The 21,412-nt window shown below is 60.8% G+C and carries 23 protein-coding genes and 1 pseudogene; 15 read left to right on the plus strand and 9 right to left on the minus strand.

The window, feature by feature from the left end:
* Positions 1 to 292: 292 nt before the first annotated feature.
* Together EII26_RS08875 and EII26_RS08880 are read right to left on the minus strand one after the other, a co-directional pair.
* On the minus strand, positions 293 to 1,201 hold the full coding sequence (locus EII26_RS08875; RefSeq protein ID WP_124888802.1) for a hypothetical protein: 909 nt from the start codon (positions 1,199 to 1,201) through the stop codon (positions 293 to 295).
* A gap of 120 nt (positions 1,202 to 1,321) precedes the next feature.
* A complete protein-coding gene (locus EII26_RS08880) occupies positions 1,322 to 2,086 on the minus strand; it encodes an IPT/TIG domain-containing protein (protein ID WP_158612229.1) in 765 nt (254 codons plus the stop codon).
* A gap of 175 nt (positions 2,087 to 2,261) precedes the next feature.
* Between EII26_RS08880 and EII26_RS08885 the strand changes: the two genes are divergently transcribed.
* The 5 genes from EII26_RS08885 (at position 2,262) to EII26_RS08905 (ending at position 6,318) form a co-directional block, all read left to right on the plus strand.
* On the plus strand, positions 2,262 to 3,182 hold the full coding sequence (locus EII26_RS08885; RefSeq protein ID WP_124888804.1) for a helix-turn-helix transcriptional regulator: 921 nt from the start codon (positions 2,262 to 2,264) through the stop codon (positions 3,180 to 3,182).
* Between the two features lie 76 nt (positions 3,183 to 3,258).
* Positions 3,259 to 4,047 carry an ABC transporter permease gene (locus tag EII26_RS08890; protein WP_124888805.1) on the plus strand — a complete coding sequence of 263 codons (789 nt, stop codon included), beginning with the start codon at positions 3,259 to 3,261 and terminating at the stop codon, positions 4,045 to 4,047.
* On the plus strand, positions 4,028 to 5,044 hold the full coding sequence (locus tag EII26_RS08895) for an ABC transporter ATP-binding protein (protein WP_124888806.1): 1,017 nt from the start codon (positions 4,028 to 4,030) through the stop codon (positions 5,042 to 5,044). Before EII26_RS08890 ends, EII26_RS08895 begins: the two co-directional genes overlap by 20 nt.
* On the plus strand, positions 5,041 to 5,850 hold the full coding sequence (locus EII26_RS08900) for an ABC transporter permease (protein ID WP_199735156.1): 810 nt from the start codon (positions 5,041 to 5,043) through the stop codon (positions 5,848 to 5,850). The genes EII26_RS08895 and EII26_RS08900 overlap by 4 nt, the downstream gene beginning before the upstream one ends.
* A gap of 177 nt (positions 5,851 to 6,027) precedes the next feature.
* On the plus strand, positions 6,028 to 6,318 hold the full coding sequence (locus EII26_RS08905; protein WP_124888840.1) for a YerC/YecD family TrpR-related protein: 291 nt from the start codon (positions 6,028 to 6,030) through the stop codon (positions 6,316 to 6,318).
* A gap of 291 nt (positions 6,319 to 6,609) precedes the next feature.
* Here the strand turns inward: EII26_RS08905 and EII26_RS08915 are convergent, their stop codons facing one another.
* From EII26_RS08915 to EII26_RS08940, 6 genes and pseudogenes are all read right to left on the minus strand, one after another.
* Positions 6,610 to 6,816, minus strand: coding sequence for a hypothetical protein (locus EII26_RS08915; protein WP_124888807.1), 207 nt, complete (start codon positions 6,814 to 6,816; stop codon positions 6,610 to 6,612).
* Positions 6,797 to 7,258: a hypothetical protein gene (locus EII26_RS08920; protein ID WP_124888808.1), complete on the minus strand. Its 462-nt coding sequence runs from the start codon at positions 7,256 to 7,258 to the stop codon at positions 6,797 to 6,799. Before EII26_RS08920 ends, EII26_RS08915 begins: the two co-directional genes overlap by 20 nt.
* Before the next feature lie 50 nt (positions 7,259 to 7,308).
* Positions 7,309 to 7,616 (minus strand): annotated as a pseudogene (locus EII26_RS08925) (IS607 family transposase); the annotation flags it as partial.
* A gap of 27 nt (positions 7,617 to 7,643) precedes the next feature.
* Positions 7,644 to 8,567 (minus strand): S66 peptidase family protein, encoded by a 924-nt coding sequence (locus tag EII26_RS08930; RefSeq protein ID WP_124888809.1) that lies wholly within the window; start codon positions 8,565 to 8,567, stop codon positions 7,644 to 7,646.
* A gap of 9 nt (positions 8,568 to 8,576) precedes the next feature.
* Positions 8,577 to 9,110 carry a spore maturation protein gene (locus EII26_RS08935; protein ID WP_124888810.1) on the minus strand — a complete coding sequence of 178 codons (534 nt, stop codon included), beginning with the start codon at positions 9,108 to 9,110 and terminating at the stop codon, positions 8,577 to 8,579.
* Positions 9,111 to 9,125: 15 nt separating this feature from the next.
* The gene (locus EII26_RS08940) at positions 9,126 to 9,767 is read right to left on the minus strand and encodes a nucleoside recognition domain-containing protein (RefSeq protein WP_124888811.1); all 642 of its coding nucleotides are present in this window, start codon (positions 9,765 to 9,767) and stop codon (positions 9,126 to 9,128) included.
* 429 nt (positions 9,768 to 10,196) lie between these two features.
* Between EII26_RS08940 and EII26_RS08945 the strand changes: the two genes are divergently transcribed.
* The 6 genes from EII26_RS08945 (at position 10,197) to EII26_RS08970 (ending at position 17,307) form a co-directional block, all read left to right on the plus strand.
* On the plus strand, positions 10,197 to 11,972 hold the full coding sequence (locus EII26_RS08945; RefSeq protein WP_124888812.1) for a thiamine pyrophosphate-binding protein: 1,776 nt from the start codon (positions 10,197 to 10,199) through the stop codon (positions 11,970 to 11,972).
* Positions 11,969 to 12,742, plus strand: a complete 774-nt coding sequence (gene aroD / locus EII26_RS08950; RefSeq protein ID WP_124888813.1) for a type I 3-dehydroquinate dehydratase — start codon at positions 11,969 to 11,971, stop codon at positions 12,740 to 12,742. The genes EII26_RS08945 and aroD overlap by 4 nt, the downstream gene beginning before the upstream one ends.
* A 31-nt stretch (positions 12,743 to 12,773) precedes the next feature.
* Positions 12,774 to 13,595, plus strand: coding sequence for a sugar phosphate isomerase/epimerase family protein (locus tag EII26_RS08955; protein WP_124888814.1), 822 nt, complete (start codon positions 12,774 to 12,776; stop codon positions 13,593 to 13,595).
* A 146-nt stretch (positions 13,596 to 13,741) separates the two neighbouring features.
* Positions 13,742 to 15,163, plus strand: a complete 1,422-nt coding sequence (locus tag EII26_RS08960) for an aldehyde dehydrogenase family protein (RefSeq protein WP_124888815.1) — start codon at positions 13,742 to 13,744, stop codon at positions 15,161 to 15,163.
* 74 nt (positions 15,164 to 15,237) lie between these two features.
* Positions 15,238 to 16,245 (plus strand): Bug family tripartite tricarboxylate transporter substrate binding protein, encoded by a 1,008-nt coding sequence (locus tag EII26_RS08965; RefSeq protein WP_124888816.1) that lies wholly within the window; start codon positions 15,238 to 15,240, stop codon positions 16,243 to 16,245.
* A gap of 60 nt (positions 16,246 to 16,305) precedes the next feature.
* The gene (locus EII26_RS08970) at positions 16,306 to 17,307 is read left to right on the plus strand and encodes a tripartite tricarboxylate transporter substrate binding protein (protein WP_124888817.1); all 1,002 of its coding nucleotides are present in this window, start codon (positions 16,306 to 16,308) and stop codon (positions 17,305 to 17,307) included.
* Here the strand turns inward: EII26_RS08970 and EII26_RS13560 are convergent.
* A complete protein-coding gene (locus tag EII26_RS13560) occupies positions 17,304 to 17,435 on the minus strand; it encodes a hypothetical protein (RefSeq protein WP_255415955.1) in 132 nt (43 codons plus the stop codon). The two genes, EII26_RS08970 and EII26_RS13560, sit on opposite strands and share 4 nt — an antisense overlap.
* Here EII26_RS13560 and EII26_RS08975 point away from each other — a divergent pair.
* The 4 genes from EII26_RS08975 to EII26_RS08990 all read left to right on the plus strand — a co-directional run bounded on the left by EII26_RS08975 (position 17,424) and on the right by EII26_RS08990 (position 21,331).
* Positions 17,424 to 17,888, plus strand: coding sequence for a tripartite tricarboxylate transporter TctB family protein (locus tag EII26_RS08975; protein WP_124888818.1), 465 nt, complete (start codon positions 17,424 to 17,426; stop codon positions 17,886 to 17,888). The two genes, EII26_RS13560 and EII26_RS08975, sit on opposite strands and share 12 nt — an antisense overlap.
* Before the next feature lie 46 nt (positions 17,889 to 17,934).
* Positions 17,935 to 19,446 (plus strand): tripartite tricarboxylate transporter permease, encoded by a 1,512-nt coding sequence (locus EII26_RS08980; RefSeq protein WP_124888819.1) that lies wholly within the window; start codon positions 17,935 to 17,937, stop codon positions 19,444 to 19,446.
* Between the two features lie 71 nt (positions 19,447 to 19,517).
* Positions 19,518 to 20,411, plus strand: a complete 894-nt coding sequence (aroE, locus tag EII26_RS08985; RefSeq protein WP_158612230.1) for a shikimate dehydrogenase — start codon at positions 19,518 to 19,520, stop codon at positions 20,409 to 20,411.
* Positions 20,408 to 21,331: a hydroxymethylglutaryl-CoA lyase gene (locus EII26_RS08990; protein ID WP_124888821.1), complete on the plus strand. Its 924-nt coding sequence runs from the start codon at positions 20,408 to 20,410 to the stop codon at positions 21,329 to 21,331. Before aroE ends, EII26_RS08990 begins: the two co-directional genes overlap by 4 nt.
* Positions 21,332 to 21,412 lie beyond the last annotated feature (81 nt).

Genomic DNA, 21,412 nt, shown 5'->3' on the forward strand with positions numbered 1-21,412 from the left:
CGGAACAAAGGAAGGACAACCGCAACAATGCCCACTCCAGCAAAAACAAACACGAAATAATTCTTCCAAACAGGTGTCAACCCCAAAAAGACCAAGACAAAAAGAAGCGATATGCGGCAGAGTACTCCCTCTCGGGCATATCCATCGAGGGGCGATTCGCCGCGCTGCCTCCAAAACTGCCCCGAGCGCCACAGGTGCGGACAAAGAGGCAGAAGCAGCCAGACGAAAGACACGACGAGCCACAGGGAACCCAGCCATAAGGGAAAGATGGAAGAATAGGAATCATCGGGGGTCATCCGATCAGGCGCCCCCCTTCCGATTGTGCCCCAGAGCCCAGCCTCCATGCGCCGGCATTTCGGTCGTAATGGACGAGACTTTTCTCCCGAGCCCAGCCCAGAACCGCCCGGCGCATCTCGGCCATGCGTGCCCGGTCGGAAAGGTCCGGGTCCCTGCCCTCTCTCAGGGCGCGAACCAGCTCCCGGTAACGCGCCATCCACTCCCGGCGGATGGCCCAGGCAAAGGGGAGAAATACGACGCAGGTAAAGAGCGCCATGGGAATCCGGACCCATAAACCGGGCATATTTCTCAATACGTATTCGTCAGACAGTATCTTGTAATTACCTGGCAAATAAATCATCTTAAGTTCTCTGGTGCCGGAAATTCTCCCCGCCGCCATCAGCAGCAGCAACGTCGCCAACAGAAAAGCGGCAAACTGGGCCTTGAAGTAATAACCTGCGGCCCGAAGCTCGGGGTCGTCCCAAAACCAGGCACGCGTCCGGGAAAAGCTGTAATCCACACCCCATCGGCTTCGGGCCCGAGCGTAAATTGCGTTCAAGCCGCCGTACCACAGCGACAGCATCTCCTCATTGCTCAGAACCTCCTCGTCGTCCGCATCGAACAGGCCGTCTATGGGCGCCTCGAAAAAGATCAGCCACACACCCAGAAGCAAAAGGGTCAAGGCCGTCTCGAGGCAGAGATACAGGTGCTCCCACCAGAACGCCGACAGCCCCGCAACAATGCCCGACACGATGAAGCAAAGCTGCCTCACCGCCCCCACCGCGGCAAAGGTGCCGTTCCGGGCTCCGACCCGAACGCTCCGGTACCCCCACGCCCGCCAAAGGTGCACGCAGGGCAGGGGCAGCATCCAGGCCGACGACCCAGCCAGCCAGAGGAGCCCGAGCACGAAACGCAGCGGCGTCATCCCCACGTCCTCCTGCCCTCAATCGCTGCCGTTCGATCCCCCACACGCGCTTCCATCGGCACCTCGCCTCCCCGATGCGCGAATCCCCCGGAAAGGCCGGGGGATCCGCAACACCCTGCGCTACTCGAAATAAAGCACCTTAGAAACGTCGGGCTCCAAGACCGTGCCCAGAACGCCCCGTTTGGCGCTTGACTCCCCTTTGACGTTAAAACGATAGAACTTCCTCACTCCCGGCGTAAGGTCGATCCCATCATCCTTCACGGGGGCATCGACATCACCCGTGATGCGGATGCTATACGTCCCTACGCCATCGGGCGCATTGACCCCCAGCAACATTGCCGTATGCGGCCCCGGCGTCAGCAGAAGGCCGTCCCACGTTTTAACGTACGAGCCCGGCGAGGCGTACAGGGTCCCCTTGTCCACCCCATCCAGAAAGAGGCGGAAGGCGTCGTCCTTCCAGTTGCCGCTGTCCCACACCATGACCTTGACCGCCCCTCCCAGCTTCTTGGTCACCGTGTACCAGACCGGGTCGTCGGTCCAGCTCGTCCAGGTCCTGCCGTCGTCGCCGCTGACCCGTACCTGCACCAGATGCTTGCCCTCCTCCAACTGCGGGGGAAGCTGAGCCCAGAGGGATCGAGGGTTAGACGGCAGGAAAACCTCAGCCTCGATTCCGCCAATACGCACCTGATTGTTTTCCGGCCTCGAGTGGAAACCCATTCCACGGATGTGCAAAACAGCCCGGTTTGTCCCTTCCTCAGGCGCTATGGACTGAACATGGACATTCTCCGAAAAGGAGACGGCCTTGGGCAGGGTCTGCAGGGCAGTGCCCGTGAGATCCCGCGAGGTATACTGAAAATCGAGGTAGTTGCCCGTCTGCTCCCCCACGCGGAAGCCGAGGCCAAAATGATGAGTTGCTCTAGCCTCAATTTTAGCGATAATTGCTCTATGGGTCAAACTGTTCAAGAAAATCCGTTCCCGAAACGGCGGGAAGAGGGATAATATCGGGGAGGCAGAAATCGGCGCCGGAAAATCTTACCCATACCGGATCGGAGGCGAGACCATGAAAACGGACCGCCTGCTCGGCATCATCATCCATCTGCTGAATCACGACAACGTCTCCGCCTCCCGTCTGGCGGAGCGGTTCCACGTCTCGGTCAGGACCATCCAGAGGGACATGATCGGCATATCCGCAGCAGGAATTCCAGTATATTCCGTCAACGGCAGGTTCGGGGGCTATTCCATCCTGCCGGAGTTCAAGATGAAGAACATCGACATCCGGAGCGGCGAACAGCAGATGATCGTGCGGGCGCTGGAAAGCCTCGCAACCTCCTACTCCAACGATACCCTCAATTCCCTGATCGAGAAATACAACGCCATCATCGAAAGGGAGGGGGGCCGGAAGGTCTTCTGGGATTTCAGCGTCACGAAAGAAAACCAAAGGGTCCAGGGCCTGAACGCCGCGCTGGAGTCGGCCATCTCCGACAGGCGTTGCATTGCGTTCGACTACCGGAACGCAGCCGGCAGGGAATCCCGCCCCCACGTCGAGCCGCTGGCCATCCACTACAAGTGGTACGCGTGGTACCTGTTCGCCTGGTCCGAGGAATGCGGGGAATACCGGACGTTCAAGGTGGCGAGGATACGCAATCTCGAGGTTTCGGAACGAAGATCGCGGATCGATCACGGGGATGTCGAGCAGCGCATGAAGGAGTCGGAGCAGGCGTACTACAGGACCTGCATCGACATAGAGGTCCGGTTTCCGGCGGGGGACGCGCCCCTGATGGAGGAGTACTTCCCCGACTGCCCGATGGAGAGGCTGACGGAGGATACGGGCAGGATATTCATCCGGGTTCCCGCAAAAGAACGGCTGTGGAAAGCGCTGCTGCTCAGCTTCGGGGACAGGGTGACGGTCGTCGGCCCGGAGGCGTATCGGGAGGAGCTGAAGGAAACGGCACGCAAGTTCCTGTCCAACTACGACATATAGCTGTCGCACCCAAATGATAAGCTGTCCGCGAGGTCGGAACGGCGACCCATATTTTTTCGGAGGAGGAAGCGGCCCCATGAAAAAATATCGCTCGGTCATGAAGGCTTATCTGAAGGGCTCCCTGATGAACCTGATGGAGTACAAATTCAACTTCGTCACCGGCGGAACGTTCGAACTCGTATGGACGGCCATGTACGTCATCTTCATCAACGTCGTGTTTGCACACACGAAGGAGATCAACGGCTGGAACAAGGTCCAGATGCTGATGCTCACGTTCCAGGGGGGGCTGATGGACTCCACGTTCACCTTCCTGATCGTCCCGGGCCTGCGCAGGCTGCCCGACATGGTCAACACGGGCGCCCTGGATTTCGTCCTGCTGAAGCCCATCAACAAGCGGTTCAACATTTCGTGCAGCGAATTCGACATTCCGCAGATCAAAAACATCGCCCTCAACGCGGGAGGAATAGCCTGGTGCCTCTCGAGGCTTGAAATATCCCCGACCCCTGCCGGGGCGGCGACGTACCTTCTGCTCTCGCTCAACGGTTTTCTGTCCATCTATTCCATCATGTTCCTGCTGATGTCCCTCTCCTTCTGGTTCGTGAGGATGGATATCGTCATGGGCATCGGCTCCGAGCTGATTACCGTCGGGAACAAGCCCATGACGATATACCCCCAGGCCGTGCAGAAAATCCTCATCTTCGTGATCCCTCTGCTGGTGTGCTTCAATTTTCCGATCCTGTTCGTCATAAGAGGACTGAGCCCGTACTGCGTGCTCTATTCCTTCCTATCGACTTTCATCGTCTTTCGTCTATCGGGTTTTGTATTCGACAGGGGGCTCAGAAGATATGTCGGTGCGGGCAGCTAGCGAAAAGGCCGTCATCACGGCACGGGACCTCTGCAAGGACTATGCCTACTACAAAAAGGACGCGGGGTTGAGGGGGAGCATAAAAAACCTGTTTCACCGCGAGACGCTGTACAGGAGCGCGGTGAAAAATCTCTCCTTCCGGATCGCCAAGGGGACGATAACCGGCCTGATCGGCCTGAATGGGGCGGGCAAAACCACCACCCTCAAGATGCTCGCCGGCCTGATCATGCCCACGAGAGGGCAGATCGAGGTGCTGGGCTACCGTCCCTTCGACAAGAAGAGGGATTATCTGCGTCGCATCTCCATGGTCATGGGGAATAGAAGCCAGCTGTGGTGGGACTTGCCGGCCCTGGATTCCTTCGAGCTGAACCGGACGATCTACGAGGTGAAGGACCAGGACTACAGGAATACCCTGGACGCGATGGCGGAGACACTGGGCGTGGAAGGGCAGCTCGGCGTGCAGGTCAGGCGCCTGTCGCTCGGAGAGAGAATGAAGATGGAGCTGATAGCCGCACTGATCCACAACCCCGACGTGATCTTCCTCGACGAACCCACCATAGGGCTGGACGTCATCACGCAGTACGGTATACGGGAGTTTCTCAAGAGCCATTGCAGGAAATACGGGTCCACCGTCATCCTGACCAGCCACAATTTCAACGACATCGTATCCCTCTGCGACTCTCTGATCCTGATCGACCACGGGGAGAAGATCTATGCCGACACCTTCGAGAACTTCAAAAGGGATTTTTTGAGCAGAAAGTATTTCATCCTGAAATTGAGGGCTCCCAATGCGGACGAGCTGATCGAAGCCCTCGGGCGGATGGGGAACTTTCAGGCCGAAAAAATGGAGGACAACGCCATCAGGATTTCCGCGGACTCCGGGACCAGCCTGGATATCCTGAAGGGCATCTCCGGCCACTTCATCGAGGAGCTGAACGACATCAACATCGAGAATGTCGGCATGGACGACGTCATCAGGGAGCTGTACCGGAAATGAGCGGAGGGGCCGCCGTGCGGACGTACTGCAGAATATTCAGGACAAGCCTGGCCAGCCAGCTGGAATACCGGGTCAACTTCATATCCTCCTTCCTGTTCTCCCTGGTGCCGTTCGGGGTCAATACGCTGCTGTGGATCGCCGCGGCGCAGGGCAGCGAGGACATGCCGCTGGGGACGGAGGACATCGTCACCTATTACTTCGTGACGCTGATCGTGAGCAACGTCACCACGACGGTGTCGGTATTCAGGATCTCGGACGACATACGGCTGGGAGACCTGAACCGCCATCTTCTGAAACCATGCAGCTACGCTCTTTACCAGCTGATGCTCGACCTGCCTCAGCGCGTGGTCTTCATCGTCCTGAACGCGGTCCCCCTGACGATCCTCTACGTTCTCCTGCAAAAACATATCGCGCTGCATCCAACCGGCTCCAACGTCATCGTATTCGCCGCACTTTCGGCGGCAGGCTATCTGATCAACTTTCTGATCGATTTCCTGATCGGCCTCTACAGCTTTTATTTCTCCAGGGTCTCCTCCCTCTACACCTCGATAAGGGTCCTCCGGAACATATCGGCAGGGACAATATTTCCGCTGCTGCTGCTGCCCGACTCGTTTTTCAATCTCCTGAATCTGCTGCCGTTCATACACACGAGCTACATTCCGACGATGTTCCTCTTGGGGCATATCCCCGCGGAGGCGGCATGCGCAGGCATATTCAAGGCGATCGGATGGGTGTTCCTTCTGTCCGCGGCCTGTGCTCTGCTCTGGAAGAGGGGGATGCGGAGGTATTCCGCCTACGGCGGATGAACATGAAATTCCGCCTCAGAAGGCGGATCCCGACAGGAGAGCCGCCCTCCACTCCCCTCATACGGGCCGGCACGCACCCCATGAAAAAACGTTTGCCATAAGGTCCGCGAATACGGTATACTGTTGGAAAATTATCATGATATCTTCCAAAACGGACACGCGGAAGGGGTGCACGCCATGGCGGAAAACTGGAAGGATGCCCTTACGGATAAGCTCTGCGACGCCTTTATGAAGCTCGAGACTCGCCAGGAGGTCTACAACTTTCTGGAGGATGTCGCGACGATCGGGGAGATCAAGGCCCTGTCCCAGCGGCTGGAGGTCGCCCGCCTGCTGAGCGAGGCCAGGACCTACCCGCAGATAGCCCAGCAGACCGGGGCGAGCACGGCGACCATAAGCCGGGTCAAGAAATTTCTGGACTACGGGGCGGGCGGCTACAAGACCGTGCTGGACCGCACCAAAGAGAACTAGCGTCTCCCAAGAACGGCGCGGCAGGGCTCGAAAGCCCCGCCGCGCTCGTTTTTGTTTCGTTCCGTTCCGCCCCGGCTGGCGGAACACGATCCCGTCCCGTTCCGTTAGACTTATCCAAACATGTCTATACATGTTCAATGCTAACTTCCTGTTTCATAGAGGCCGGTTTCACCAAAAGCTTGCGCCCTTGGTCAGAGTCTTCCTCTCCACAGGCCGACACCGTGGAACTCACGGCGTATTCCTGTGGAAACGCGGATACCCACCGTCTACTCCACATTAAGCTCCTCTTGACTATCCAAGAGCGGCCGCCTTTCTTTTCATTGGCTTCACCGGTTTGAGATCACTTGTACGTATACCAAATTCCTGATATAAAGGCTCAACTTGTGCCTTTAGATAAGCAATCTCTTCCTCAGGCGTCATATCTTTGACTTCCTCATAGAGGCGTAAGCGTATCGCATCCAGCTCGTCCTCAAATGTCTCAAACATCTTCTTGCTCATCATCCAGCACCTCCTTAGCTGTACAAATTACGACACTATTATACCCTTCTTCATGGTTGACTGCGGCAGTTAAAATCTTAGTTTTGGCACGATTGATGTGCTTGAAATTATAGGAAACCACGCAATCAAGCCTGTAAATTGATGCGGCTGCGATATGCACCCCATCGAAGCGATAAGCGTTGGGGATAATCCCGTTCTTTATGTAACGCTCTGCCAAGTGCACAGCATCAAGACCGGGAGCTATAACTCTTATGCCGTATTTCTCGACAAGAGTCAGCATATCACTCCGTTGAGGCTCTGGCGCCCTTTTCAACTCCGCCATCACATACTCTGAAGCATACCCCTCATGCAGTCCCGTTCCAATAGCTTCAAACAACTTTACCGTGTCGCAATGTCCTTCTCTGTCGACATCAAAGTAATAATTGAACACCGTCGTCTCCAAGTACAAGCGTAGCTTCCTGATACCAATCATCTCCCATATAAAGGGACTTAACCGCTGTTCAGGATAACGACCTCGACGTTTCTCGCTTCGCAGATGGCAAACACAAGCTCCGCTCCGAAGCGCAAAAGACGATCTTTGTGGGTCACAACCAAGCGCGCGACGCAGCCATCAAGAACTTCGTTCAGAAGGCGCTTCAGACCTTTTTGTGGTGGTTCGTGCCGCTGCCGAGGTCTGAGATGACCTCAAACATCCAGCCTTGATGTGCGCAATACAGTTCCAGGACCTGTTTTTGACGTTCCAAGTCCTCTTTTTGATCGTGGCTGGAAACACGAGCATACGCCAAGGGTTTGCGACAGTCCGTTTTTTGCCGAACCCCCTCGTCCGATCAGTCCCTGAAAAACCGGACGCTCCCTCCCCCGGCATCGACGCGGCAGCGCATCCCCAGAGGAAGCGTCGCCATGGGAAAACCGTGCCCGGTGCGGATCCCCGCCAGCACGGGCTTGCCGATTCCGGCAAAAAAGTCGCGCATCAGGGCGTTGACGCCATAGTCCGGTTCCGCCGCATTGGTGCAGTCCGTGAAGTCCCCGATCAGGACGCCCGCGGCGTCCTCGAACTTTCCGGCGAGCCGCAGATGATGGAGCATCCGGGCCACGCGGGGCACGGTCTCGCCCACGTCCTCGATCAAGAGGATCCTCCCCCGGGTGTCCGCCGCGTAGGGCGTGCCCAGAAGCGAGGTCAGCAGGGCCAGGTTGCCCCCGACGAGGAGCCCCTCCGCCGCCCCCCCGCAGAGGGGCTCCGTGGCGCTTCCCTCGGGGTTTCGGAACTCCAGAACCCCGCCGGGCTCCATCGACAGCGCCGCGTCCAGGCTCGTACGGGAGAACGCGTCGAAGCCGCGGATCATGTTCGACTTCACCATGGGGCCGTGGAAGGTGATCAGCTCCGCCCTCTGGTTGAACAGCACATGGAAAGGCGTGATGTCGCTGTACCCCACGAAGATCTTGGGGTTGGCGCGGACCGCCTCCAGGTCGACCCGCTCCAGGACGCGGCACGCGGAGTTTCCGCCCCTGACGCAGAAGATCGCCCGCACCTCGGGGTCCGAGAAGGCCGCGTTGAGCTCGCGCGCGCGGTCCTCAGGGGCTCCCGCCTCATAACCGTGGAGCGGCGTCGAGACGAGGCCGCTCATGCGAACCCTGTATCCGCGATCTTCGAAGTGGCGCCGGCACGCCTCGGCGTCCTCCGGGGATATCGGCGAGGAGGGCGCGAGGAGGGCGACGGTGTCGCCCTCCCGCAGTCTTTCGGGATAGTTCATGCCTTCGACTCAGAAGATCAGATTGGTGATGAAGACGGCGGCCAACATCCCGGCGAGGTCGGCCAGAAGGCCGCAGGGCAGAGCGTGGCGCGTCCTTCGGATGCTGACGGCCCCGAAGTAGACGGCCAGGACATAGAAGGTCGTGTCCGTCGCGCCCGACATGACCGAGGCCATGCGTCCGATCAGGGAGTCCGGACCGTGAACTTTGAACAGCTCGTTCATGATGCCGCTGGCGCCGCCGCCCGACAGCGGGCGCATGATGGCCATGGGAAGGACCTCCGCCGGCATCCCGATCAGCTCGGTAAGAGGGGCGAGCATCTGAGCGAGGTAGCCCATGGCGCCGGAGGCGCGAAACACGCCGATCGCGACGAGCATCGCCACGAGGAAGGGGATGATGCGGACCCCCGTGTAGAACCCCTCCTTGGCCCCCTCGGTGAAGACCTCGTAGACCTTCACTTTCTTCAAAACTCCATAAGTGCAGATCACCAGGATCATCACCGGAATGGCGTACAGCGAAATCGCATTGATGGAATCGACGAACATGCTCTCTCCCCCTCCCTATTCCGCCGCGGCCCCGGGTCCGAAGGCTTCGGCAAAGGCCTTGTCCGGCTTCGTCGAACGGTAGCGGCGCATGCGGCACATGATCTTGGTGGAGATCACGGCCACCGTCGTCGAGACGAAGGTCGCGAAGATGGCGGGGCCGATGATCTCGACGGCGTTGGTGGAGCCGGCAGCCACCCGGTAGGCGATGGTCGTCGCGGGTATCAGCGTCACCGAAGAGGTGTTGATCGCGAGGAACATGCACATGGAGTCCGTCGCCGTGTCCTCCGTGGTGTTGAGGGTCTGGAGGTCCTGCATCGCCTTGATGCCCAGAGGCGTTGCGGCATTGCCCAGGCCGAAGACGTTTGCGGCCAGATTCATGAGGATGGAGCCCATGGCGGGGTGATCGGCGGGGACGTCCGGGAAGAGCCGGACCATCAACGGCTTCAGCGCAAGGGCCAGCTTGCGGACCAGGCCCGAGGCCTCCGCAACCTTCATCATGCCGAGCCACAGGGCCATGACGCCGATCAACCCCATGGACAGCTCCACCGCCGTTTTGGAGCTCTTGATCGCCGCATCGGTGACGGCCTGGACGTTGCCTGTGGCCATTCCCACCACAATGCCGATGAACAACAATCCGAACCAGATGATATTGATCACTCTGCCTGCCTCCTTAAAGGTGATGAATCCTCCCTACGGGATTCCGGAAAATTCTCCCGCTATTCTATCATCGACTTGGACGATAGCCCACAATTTCTCCGACCTCCGGACAAAACTCCGCAGGCGATCCGGACAGACAGATGCACAAAAATTCTGTATTCAAAGCTTGACAAACGCATGCGCATGCGATATAAATCCCATTAAACAATATATCATTCTGTTATTGTTATTTTAATTCCGCTAAGTGGAATTTTGAGGCCGTCAGTTCCCGGACAAAAACGTTTCGAGGACCTTGGCAGTTTTCTTTTTGCGACGGATTAGAAAAATACGACGAACGGCCTCGGTCCCCTCCGGCGCGGAAGATCGCTTTCAGGATGTCGTCGTCCGCAAAGGGGCCCGACTGCAACCCAATCGCTCGGGAGGTATGAGATGAAGACGGATTTGGTCGCTTTTCAGTTGGTTCGCTTTCTGGAGACCCGCGGGGTGGAAAAGGTGTTCGGGCTCTGTGGGCACACGGTGATCGCATTGCTCGACGCCTTCAAGGACAGTTCACGCATCGAATACATCTCCGTGCGGCATGAGCAGATCGCCGCCCACGCCGCGGACGGCTACGCGCGGGGCAAGGGAAATGGAGTTCCGGGCGTCCTCATGACCCATCTGGGCCCCGGACTCACCAACGCCACGACCGGAGTCGCGGAGGCGGGCCTGAACTCCATCCCGATGGTCGTCATCGCAGGCGACGTCCCGAGCAGCTATTACGGCCGTCACCCGCACCAGGAGGTCAACCTCCACGCGGACGCGTCGCAGTTCGAGATCTACCGTCCCTTCGTGAAACGCGCCTGGCGCGTCGATCGGCCCGAACTGCTCCCCGACATCCTGGACAAGGCCTTCCGCCTTGCCGTCACGGGGCGACCCGGCCCCGTCCTCGTATCCATCCCCATGGACATCCTTTCGATGGAGCTCGACGTGAAGTTCTTCGAGCGCCGCTACGACAACATTCCCGAACTTCCCAGGCCCGGCATGGATCCGGCAACGGCGGAGCGGATCGCCCGCATGTTGGGCGATGCAAGGGCTCCCGTTCTCTACCCCGGAGGAGGCGTCATATCGGCCGGAGCCTCGGCAGCCCTGAAGGCGCTGGCGGAACACCTCGACATCCCCGTCCTCTACACGCTCATGGGCAAGGGCGCCATCCCCGACGACCATCCGCTGGCCGTGGGCATGACGGGATTCTGGGGAACGGAATTCAACAACGCCATGGCAAGAAACGCCGACGTCCTGTGCGCGGTCGGCACACGTCTCTCCGAGGCCGACTGCAGCTCCTGGTATCGGGGCGAGACCTTCGACATTCCCCCCACGAAGCTGATCCATATCGACATCAATCAGGAGGAGATCGGCCGCAACTTCAAAACCGAAACGGGGGCGGTCTGCGACGCCAAAAAGGCTCTGGAGGCCATTCTGGAGGCGGCCAGAGGGCTTTATCCCCAGGGAGTCCGGCGCCCCGAGACCGTCAAAAGCATCGCCGAGGCCAAGCGGAACTACCGCGCGACGCTGACCGGGCCGCAAACCTCCGGGCAGTTTCCCATGCGTCCCGAACGCATCCTGGCGGACCTCAGGGCGGCGTTGCCCCGGGACGGGTACGTCGTGGCGGACGTGGGGTGGAACAAGAACGGCGTCGGCCAGCAATTTCCCATCTACGAGCCGGGAACCTTCGTCGCACCCGGAGGGCTCTGCACGATGGGCTACGGCCCCTCGGCAGCCCTCGGGGTCAAGGTGGCCCGCCCGGACAAAAAGGTCGTGGCGCTGATCGGCGACGGAGGCATGGGTGCCAACGTCTCCCCCCTGGCGACGGCGGCGGAAAAAGACATCGCGGTCGTCTGGGTCGTCATGAACAACTGCGCCTTCGGCACCATCGCCGGCCTGGAGTACCAGCACTACGAACACCACTTCGGAACTCTTTTTACACGCGACGGGGAGCCCTATTCCCCCGACTTCGCGGCGATAGCCCGAGCTTACGGCATCGAGGGCATCACCGTGGAGAGCGCCGAAGCCTTCAGGCCCGCCCTGGAGAAAGCCCTGGCCTCGAACAAGCCCTGCGTCATCGACGTTCGGATGGAGAACGCCCCCGTAATCACGGCGGGTTGCTGGAACATCAACGATATCTACGTCAAGCGCGGAGAGTCCAAACCGGGGAGGGTCTGGGAATGACCCGCCCGCTGCCGGCGAAACCCATCGTCGCCCGGGGCAGAACCCTGGGGGGCCCGGTCCCCCTGATCTGCGTCCCCCTCGTGGGAAAGGACCGACCCGGGATTCTGGCCGAGGTGGAGAACCTCAACCGCGTCGCTCCGGATATCATCGAACTTCGCGTGGACGCATGGGACACGATCGATGATACGGACTCCTCCCTGGATCTGCTGGCCGAGATACGCGGACTCGTGGGGGACCTGCCCGTCATCCTCACCTGCCGCGGACACTGGGAGGGCGGCATCAAGGCCGTCTCCGAGGGGGCAAAGGACGCGCTCTACGAAGGGGCGATCGAGAAACGGCTGGTGGATTTCGTGGACAAGGAGCTCAGCTACGGCCCCGAGAAACTGGCCCGGCTGAAGGCCCTGTCGGCCCCCAACGGGGTCTCCCTCATCGTCTCCTGTCACGATTTTCAAAAGACGCCCTCGATGCCCTTCATCTATGCCCAGCTCGCACGCCAGATCGCCTGCGGGGCGGACGTGGCGAAGATCGCCCTGATGCCGCAGTCGGAGGAGGACGTGCTGAAGGTCTTCGAGGCCACTCTGGCCGTCCGCAGGGATTTTCCGGACATCCCGCTGATCACCATGTCCATGGGAGAGCTCGGACAAGTCAGCCGCATTGCGGGCGGGCTCTACGGGGCCGACCTCACCTTCGCCGTGGGAAGCGCGGCATCGGCACCGGGGCAGATTCCGGTCCTGCAGATGCGCAGTTCGTTCGACCTGCTCTACCGTTAGACACAAAACCGATTCCACGAGGAGGAGAAAGATGTCCAGAAAATATTCGCTGGCCCAACTGACGGTCCTTGCCTGGTCGCCCCCGGAAATGATCTACAACGCCCGCACGCTGGGCTACGACTGCGTGGGCATCCGCACCATCAGCATGGGGGTCAAGGGGGAGAACGACTTCGACCTGGCAAAGAACAAGAGGCTCTTCGATCTCACCCGGGAGGCGCTCGACGAGACCGGCCTCTTCATCAACGACATCGAGCTGGCAAAGATCGGGGACGGCATCGACGTCAGGAATTACGAGAGCGCTTTCGAGGCCTCCGCCAAATTGGGCGTCAGGAACGTCATCAGCAGCATCTGGACGGACAGAAAGGATTTCTACACGGAGCAGTTCGCCGCGCTGTGCGACCTCGCCGGCCAGTACGGCCTTACCGTGAACCTCGAGTTCGTCACCTGGGCCAGCGTCAGCACGCTTAAAGGCGTGCGCGAGGTTCTGGACGCGGTCAAGCGCCCCAACGCCGGAATCATGGTGGACACGCTGCACCTCCACCGTTCCCGGGTCCGGCCCGAGGAGCTGGACGACTGCCCCCGCGAACTGTTCCACATGGCCCACATCTGTGACGGCCCTCCGGAGATCCCCGCGGACAAGGAAGGCTTGATCCATACGGGACGGGATGCCCGTTACTACGTCGGGGAAGGGGCGATCGACGTCGCGGACATCATCCGCAGGCTTCCGGAGCACGTCGTCCTCTCCATCGAGCTGCCGCACCTGGCGCGGGTCGCGGACTGGGGAGCGACGGAACACGCGCGCCGCTGTCTGAAAACGGCGAAAGAGTACATGGCCAAACACGGCATCGTCTGATTCAAAATAGCCCGCAAACGCCGTTGCCGTTTGCCGCCGCCCGACGTGCCCGCCCGGGGGACTTCGGAAGGCGGGACGACGGATTCCGGAGCCGTCCCGGATTCCACCGCCAATTTCGTTTACGGGCAGTTTAAGGAGTGATGTTCATGGCAACCAAGGAGATAACAGCCGAACAGCTTCAGATGCTGGAGGAGCTCGTGGCCCGGGCCCGCCGGGTCCAGAGCGTCATCGAGGGGTATTCGCAGGAGAGGGTGGACCGTATGTGCCGGGCCGTGGCCTGGGCTGCGGGCAACCCCGAGGATTTTCAGCGCCTGTGCTGGATGGGGGTGGACGAAAGCGGGGCGGGCGACAGAAACGGCCGCTACGGCAAGCGGCACAAGATCCTCGGCGTGCTGCGCGATGCCCTGCGCCAGAGGAGCGTCGGGATCGTCGAGATGAACCCCGAAAAGGGGCTGGTACGCTACGCCAAGCCCGCGGGGCTGATCGCCTCCTTGATCCCCATGACCAATCCCGAGCTGACCCCGATCGTCACGGCAATCTACGCGCTCAAAGCCCGCGACGTCGTCATATTCTCCCCTCACCCACGGACGAAAAAGACGACGTTCGAGGCCGTGCGCCTGATGCGGGATGCGCTCAGGGCCCTTGGGGAGCCGGAGGACTTCCTTCAGTGCATCGAGGACCCGAACATGGCCGTAGTGGAGCAGATCATGAAGATGGGCGACCTGATCATGGCCACAGGGGGTCCGGCCATGACCAAGGCCGCGCACAGCTCGGGAAAACCCGCCTACTGCTCGGGGGCCGGCAACGCGACGATGATCTTCGACGAGACGGCGGACGTCGAGATCGCCGCCCGCAACACCCGCATCAGCAAGACCTCGGATTTCGGCTCGGGATGTTCCGCGGACGGCAATCTGATCATTCACGGCAAAATCTACGACCGGATGGTGAAGGCGCTCCAGGACGAGGGCGGTTACCTGGCCAACGACGAGGAACGCGAAAAACTCAAGCGCGCCATGTGGGACGAGGAGGGACACCGGATCGTCGCCACCGTCGCGGTCTCGCCCCAGAAACTGGCCCAGGCCGCCGGGTTCGAGATCCCCGAGGATCGCCGATTCATCATGGTCACGGGCGACGGCATCGGCAAGGAGCACAAGTTCTCCGGCGAGAAACTGACCACGCTGCTGGCCCTCTACCGCTACGAGGGGGAGTTCGAGAACGCGCTCGCCATGATGGATCGGATCTATCGTGTGGGCGGACGCGGCCACTCCTGCGGGATCTACAGCCACGACGACGAACACATTCACCGTCTGGCCCTCCGGGCTCCGGTCACCCGCATCATGGTCCGGCAGCCTCAGTCCAAGGCCAACGCGGGCAGCGCGGAGAACGGAATGCCCATGACCTCCAGCATGGGATGCGGCATCTGGGGCGGCAACATGGTCTCCGAGAACATCGCCCTGAAGCATTACATGCAGAGCACCTGGGTCGCCCGTCCCATCCTCAGGGATCAGCCGGACGAGGCCGTTCTCTTCGGGGAGTTCTTCGACCCCTCGCGGACCCGGCCCTCCTGACGGCGGAAATACGGGACGAGATCCCGATAAATGCGCACACGATGCGCAAAATCAGAGAAACGGAGGAGAGTTCGATGAAACGATCGCTCGCAACGGCAGCGGCCATTCTGTTCCTGATGCTGCAGCAGGTTCTTCCTGCCTCAGCGGCCTATCCGGACAAGAACATCAACGGCTACATCGCCTGGGGGGCCGGAGGCGGAACGGACAACGCCTCCCGAGCCCTCACCCCGCTGGTCGAAAAGCTTCTGGGCGCCAAGATCATTCTGCAGAACAAGCCCGGCGCCGCAGGCTCTCTGGCCACGACGCTCGTCTCCAATATGCCCGCCGACGGCTACTCCATTCTCTACAACGCCGAAGGGCCGGCCCTCTACAAAATCCTGGGGCTCGGCAAGTTCGACTACAACGATTTCGAGACGCTCTGCCTGATGGTCTTCGGAGTCGACGTCATCTGCGTCCATCCCGACACCCCCTACAAGACCCTGGATGAGCTGGTCAAGGCCGCGCAGGCCAGTCCCAGGACGATCAAGCTGGCCTCCACCGGTACCGGAGGAATCCCCTTCGTCATCGCCTCGATCCTGAAGGCCATGCACAACGTCGAGTTCAACCTGGTCGGGTTCGACGGGGACGGCTCCGGAATCGCCGCCCTTTTGGGCGGACACGTCGACGGCATGCCCATCAGCATGATGGGAGCGGGCACCGTGGATCTGATCAAGACGGGCAAGCTGCGCGCCCTGGCCGTCATCTACGACAAAAGGGTAGAACAGCTGCCCGACGTCCCGGCGATCACCGAGATCTATCCCGAGTTCGCCCAATACCTGCCCATCGGGCACTTCTACGGCGCGTTCGTCAAGAAGGGGACGCCGGAGGACATCGTGACGAAACTGCGGGACGCCTACATGACGGCCGTAAAGGACCCCAGCTTCATGGACTTCATCCAGCGCCTGAACGGCATCCCCCTCGCCCTCTCGGGGGAGGAGGCCGGGGAGTTCCTTCGCAAGAACCAGTCGAACGTCGCCTGGCTCCTTCAGGATGCCGGGGTGACAAAGGCATCCCCCGAGGAGTTCGGAATCCCCAAGCCCTAGCTTCCGCATCTTCTAAGAAGGTTCGAGAATACACTCCACAAAAAAGGACGGGATTCTCCAATGCTGAAAAAACTCACCTCTCTGCTGCTCGTTTCCCTGACGCTCGCTGCCGCTTCCGCCTCGTTCGCCGGGGAGTATCCGGAGAGAAACATCAACGGCTACATCGTCTGGGGCGCCGGGGGCGTCACGGACAACGTCTCCCGCGCCCTGGCCTCGCTGGCGGAAAAGGAGCTGGGCGCTTCCATCGTCATGCAGAACAAGACCGGCGCCTCGGGGGCGATCGCCACGACCTACGTCCACAACGCACCCGCCGACGGATACAGCCTTTTGTTCGGAGCCGAGAATCAGGGACTTTACAAGGTGATGAACCTCTCGCAGATCGACTACGACGAGTTCATCCCCCTGCTGATCGCCATGGGCAACACCGGCGTGGTCTGCGTATCCCCCTCCTCCCCCCACGCCACCTACAAGGATTTCATCGACGCTGCCCAGGGCGAGAAGAAGTTCTCCATGGGCAGCACGGGGCCCGGAGGGTTCCCCTACGTCGCAAGCTGCATGATGACCGACATCCATAAAGGCGTCCGCTTCAACTTCGTCCAGTTCGACGGGGAGGCCGGAGCGCTGACGGCCCTGATGGGCGGCCATATCGATGCGGTCCCGGTAGGGCTTCTGTCGGCCGCGGAGCTCATAAAAGGGAACAAAATCCGCGCATTGGCCGTTTTGGCGGACAAACGCCTTCCTCAGTTTCCCGACCTCCCCGCCATCACGGAGTTCTTTCCCGAATATGAGCGCTATCTCCCGTGGGAGGCCTTCTACGGCGTCTTCATCAAAAAGGGAACCCCGGACGATATCGTGAACAAGCTCAAGGACGCCTTCATCGAGGCCTCCCGGAATCCGGTTTTCGACAAGTTCGCCGAAAACCTCGGGGGCACCAAGCTCGCATTGACCGGGCAGGACGCCCGTGCATACGTCGACAAGAATCGCTCGGTCGCCGCGTGGCTGATGCAGCGGGCCGGGGCCGCCAAAAGGTCCCCCGCCGAGTTCGGAATTCCCGAACCCTAGGCCGCAAGTACGGCCCCCGCCGCGCCCTGGGCGGGGGCCTGTTTTTCGACGGCCGAAGCCTTCACCCCCCTCCCCGAAACGGAGAAAGCCGCCATCCCGCGAAAGGAGATCCGACCATGCAGGATCATTCGGAAACGAACTCCAGAAAACCCGGAGAACTCGCCTTTGCCCTTCTGTGCGTCCTATTCGGCGCGTTGGGCTACTACTTCGCCATGGACATCACGAGCGGAGAGCTCTCCTCCCCCTCCGTGGCTCCCAAACTCGCATCGGCCGTCATCGTCCTCATGGGTCTGGCCGAGCTGCGGCGCTGCCTGAAGAAGGGAAAGCCGCTCCCGGGCCCCGGCCCCCTGTTGCGCTATCTCTTCACCTGGGACGTCGTGTTCATCCTTGCGATGCTGGGGGCCTATTCGATCCTTCTTCCCATCCTCCACTTTCCTCTGGCCTCGTTTTTGTTTCTGCTCTGCTCCCTCTTCTACTTGCAAAGGGGCAAGCGCTTCTTCCTGTGCCTCGCCGTATCGGTATCGTCCATCGCCGTTTTGGTGGGGATATTCAAATACATCTTCAAGGTTATGCTGCCCTGATTCGACAAGGCGGCAGGTCCCCTCGACAGAGTAAGGAGACAAACACATGGAACAAATGCACGGCTTCCTCGCACCGTTTTTCAACATTCAGATGGTGGCCCTCGTCTGGCTGGGCGTCCTGGCCGGCGTCTGGGTCGGGGCCATTCCGGGCCTATCCGTCACCATGGCCGCTTCCCTGCTGATCTCCTTCACGTTCTCCTGGAGCCTCGACAACGCCCTCGCCCTGATCTGCGGGGTTTTCGTCGGCGGCGTCTACGGAGGCGCGATCACGGCAATCCTGCTCAACATCCCGGGAGCGCCCGCAGCCATCGCCACGGGGTTCGACGGCTATCCCCTGGCCAGGAGAGGCGAGGCCGGACGCACCATCGGCCTGGTGACGACGGTCTCCATCTTCGGCGGCCTGCTGGGAATCGCCATCCTGGCGGTCGCGGCCCCCGTAGTCGCTAATTTTGCGCTCAAGTTCGCCCCGCGGGACTACTTCCTGCTGGCCCTGATGGGACTGCTCCTGATCGGCAGCATCGGGGGCGGGGACCCGATCAAGGGCATACTGGCCGGGGCCGTCGGCGTGCTTCTCAGCATGGTGGGGATGGATCCCTCCACGGGAGAGCTCCGCTACACGTTCGGCAACATCTACCTCATGGCGGGGATCAGTTTCGTCACCGCCATGATCGGCCTTTTCGGCGTTTCCGAGGTGCTCTTTCAGCTCAGGGACAGCACGCAGGCCGCAGCCAAACAAAAACTGGACAAGATCGTTCCGGACCTCAAGACCTTTTTCAGCCATCTTCCCCTGGCCCTGAGATCGGGGCTTCTGGGCGTCTGGATCGGCGCTCTGCCGGGAACCGGGGGGGACGTCGCCGCCCTCCTGGCCTACGATCAGGCGAAGCGATCGGTCAAAAATCCGGAGTACCCCTTCGGCGAGGGGGCCATCGAGGGAGTGATCGCTCCGGAATCCGCGAACAAGGGAGCCGTAGGGGGAGCCTTCATTCCGATGCTGACCCTGGGCATACCGGGCGACGCCGTGACGGCCATCATCATCGGAGCGCTGTTCATCCACGGGCTCAAGCCCGGCCCCATGCTCATGGTGGAGAACCCGGACATCTTCTGGACGATCATATCCCTGCTCCTCATCGGCAACATCGCCCTCCTGGTCATCGGACTGCTGAGCGTGAAAATGTTCAGCAAGATCATCGAGGTCCCGAAACTCATCGTCATGCCGGTGGTGATCATCCTCTCCATCATCGGGACCTACTCCATCCAGAACAGTTTGACCGACGTATTCTGGATGATCGGCTTCGGAGTGCTCGGCTACTTCATGCGGGCCTACGGATACAGCACGGCGCCCATGGTCCTGGGAATCATTCTCGGCCCCCTCCTGGACTCCAATTATCGTCGCGCCATGCAGAGTGCGGGGGACGAAATCCTCCCCTTCCTGACGAGCTTCGTCGCCCACCCCCTGACGCTCTTCCTGACGTGCTGCATCGCCTATCTCATCGTATCGCAAACCCCCTGGTGGCGGGGCAAGCGCAAAAGGACATCCGCGACGGTCGAGATATCCTGATCCCGGCCGTTCGCCCCACTTCCGGCCCCGCAATGAATGCGGGCGCAAACTCAAAGGAGGACTCCGTCGTGTTGAAGGAAAAGACTTTCTGGGCGGACACGGAATTTTTTGGTCTTTTGGGGACCCCTGTTAGGAAATCCCTTTCTCCCGCCATGCACAACGCCAACTTCCGGGCGCTGGGCATGAACGCTCTGTACAGCCCCTACGAAGTCGACGAGGAGAGCCTGCCGAAAGTGCTCCCCTCGCTGGGAGCCCTGCGATTCAAGGGGCTCAACATAACCATGCCCCTGAAGCAAAAAATCATCCCCTACCTCGACGAACTCGACGAACTCGCCGAGCTGTGCAATGCCGTCAATACCGTTTACTGGAAGAACGGCAGGCTCTGCGGTTCGAACACGGACGGGATCGGCTTCGTACACGGATTGAAGGAACAGGGGCGCTACGACCCGACCGGAAAGCACTGCCTGATCTTCGGAGCCGGCGGAGCCGCCCGCGGCGTCGCCTTCGCCCTATGCGCCTCGGGAATCAGCACCATCACCCTTTGGGGAAGGGCTTCAGGACACGAAAGGATCGGAAAGCTGGCCAGCGACCTCAACGCCTACCGCTCCGGAGTGTGCAGGATCCAGTCCACGGAGCCGGGCGACCTGCCCAAATTGTTCGGGGAGTCCGAGCTCGTCATCAATTCGACGTCGGTGGGCATGACCCCCGAAACGGATGCCACGCCTTTCGACACCGCACTTCTGGAGCCCCGCCACATGGTCTGCGATCTCGTCTACGTGCCCCACGACACCAAGATGCTGCGAGAGGCCGAGGCGCGGGGCAGCCGAACCCTGGCGGGCTACTGGATGACGATCTGGCAGGGCGTGGAGGCATTCCGACGCTGGACGAACCGGGAGCCCAACGTCGAGGTCATGACCAGGACCATCCTGGAGCACCTGACGCGTCGGGAGGGAACATCCCGATGAACTTCGCTTCCGGCGCCCTCCCCTCCCGCATCGCGATCTGCGAGGTCGGTCCCCGGGACGGGCTGCAAAACGAAAAAACGCTGCTTTCGATCGAACGGAAGGTGGAATTGATCGAGGCCGCCGTGGAGGCGGGGGCACGAAGCGTGGAGATCGGATCCTTCGTCCATCCCAAGGCCGTTCCGGCAATGGCGGAGACCGACGAGGTCGCGCGGCGGCTCGCTCGAAAGGAAGGGGTGGAATACCGAGCCCTCGCCATGAACCTGAAAGGCGTCGAACGCGCCCATGCGGCCGGACTGAGCAAGGTGAAGGTCACGGTTTCCGCGAGCGACGAGCACTCCCGGAAAAACAGCAACGCCTCTCCGGAGGAGGTCATCCAAAGCTTCGCCTCATGCGCGGCCTTCTGTGCGGAACGCGGCATGGCGCTGAGCGGGGCCATCTCCACCGCATTCGGATACTCCGACATCGGCGTCATGCCCCTGGAGAGGATATTCCCCATCGTCGAGGCGTATCTGGCCCTCGGCGTGCGCGAGATCTCCATGTCCGACACCACGGGCGTGGCCAACCCCGCCCAGGTGTACGAAAACATGACCCGTCTCCGGGAGCGTTACGGCGAGGTCACATGGACGCTCCACACCCACAATACCCGAGGCATGGCCCTGGCCAACATCTATGCCGCGTTGACGGCTGGAGTGTCGCATTTCGACGCCTCCTTCGCCGGCCTTGGGGGGTGTCCGTTCGCCCCGGGGGCCTCCGGCAACATCGCCACGGAGGACGTGGTGCACATGGCCCATGCGATGGGGATCGAGACGGGCTACGACCTGGCCGGAAGCGTCGCCCTGGCCCGCAGGGTGGAGTCGTACGTGGGGCACCCCGGGGACAGCAGCATGTTGCGCTTGTCCGGGACGGAGTTTTGCCGCTGACCCCTTCCTCTGGCAATCCGGCCGCGTGTGCTATACTTCGCTCTGATGCCGGAGGGCCGACCTTCCGGACATGACTCTCTC

Source organism: Fretibacterium sp. OH1220_COT-178 (assembly GCF_003860125.1).
Classification (GTDB): Bacteria; Synergistota; Synergistia; order Synergistales; family Aminobacteriaceae; genus CAJPSE01.

Bases quoted from the DNA above. Each gene is read 5' to 3' on its own strand.
- EII26_RS08965 (WP_124888816.1), top strand. From the start codon at position 15,238: ATGAAACGATCGCTCGCAACGGCAGCGGCCATTCTGTTCCTGATGCTG.
- EII26_RS08900 (WP_199735156.1), top strand. From the start codon at position 5,041: ATGAGCGGAGGGGCCGCCGTGCGGACGTACTGCAGAATATTCAGGACA.
- EII26_RS08905 (WP_124888840.1), top strand. From the start codon at position 6,028: ATGGCGGAAAACTGGAAGGATGCCCTTACGGATAAGCTCTGCGACGCC.
- EII26_RS08930 (WP_124888809.1), bottom strand. From the start codon at position 8,567: ATGAACTATCCCGAAAGACTGCGGGAGGGCGACACCGTCGCCCTCCTC.
- EII26_RS08945 (WP_124888812.1), top strand. From the start codon at position 10,197: ATGAAGACGGATTTGGTCGCTTTTCAGTTGGTTCGCTTTCTGGAGACC.
- EII26_RS08970 (WP_124888817.1), top strand. From the start codon at position 16,306: ATGCTGAAAAAACTCACCTCTCTGCTGCTCGTTTCCCTGACGCTCGCT.
- EII26_RS08895 (WP_124888806.1), top strand. From the start codon at position 4,028: ATGTCGGTGCGGGCAGCTAGCGAAAAGGCCGTCATCACGGCACGGGAC.
- EII26_RS08935 (WP_124888810.1), bottom strand. From the start codon at position 9,110: ATGTTCGTCGATTCCATCAATGCGATTTCGCTGTACGCCATTCCGGTG.
- EII26_RS08980 (WP_124888819.1), top strand. From the start codon at position 17,935: ATGGAACAAATGCACGGCTTCCTCGCACCGTTTTTCAACATTCAGATG.
- aroD (WP_124888813.1), top strand. From the start codon at position 11,969: ATGACCCGCCCGCTGCCGGCGAAACCCATCGTCGCCCGGGGCAGAACC.
- EII26_RS08960 (WP_124888815.1), top strand. From the start codon at position 13,742: ATGGCAACCAAGGAGATAACAGCCGAACAGCTTCAGATGCTGGAGGAG.
- EII26_RS08915 (WP_124888807.1), bottom strand. From the start codon at position 6,816: ATGAGCAAGAAGATGTTTGAGACATTTGAGGACGAGCTGGATGCGATA.
- EII26_RS08885 (WP_124888804.1), top strand. From the start codon at position 2,262: ATGAAAACGGACCGCCTGCTCGGCATCATCATCCATCTGCTGAATCAC.
- EII26_RS08890 (WP_124888805.1), top strand. From the start codon at position 3,259: ATGAAAAAATATCGCTCGGTCATGAAGGCTTATCTGAAGGGCTCCCTG.
- EII26_RS08875 (WP_124888802.1), bottom strand. From the start codon at position 1,201: ATGACGCCGCTGCGTTTCGTGCTCGGGCTCCTCTGGCTGGCTGGGTCG.
- EII26_RS13560 (WP_255415955.1), bottom strand. From the start codon at position 17,435: ATGATCCTGCATGGTCGGATCTCCTTTCGCGGGATGGCGGCTTTCTCC.
- EII26_RS08990 (WP_124888821.1), top strand. From the start codon at position 20,408: ATGAACTTCGCTTCCGGCGCCCTCCCCTCCCGCATCGCGATCTGCGAG.
- EII26_RS08955 (WP_124888814.1), top strand. From the start codon at position 12,774: ATGTCCAGAAAATATTCGCTGGCCCAACTGACGGTCCTTGCCTGGTCG.
- EII26_RS08975 (WP_124888818.1), top strand. From the start codon at position 17,424: ATGCAGGATCATTCGGAAACGAACTCCAGAAAACCCGGAGAACTCGCC.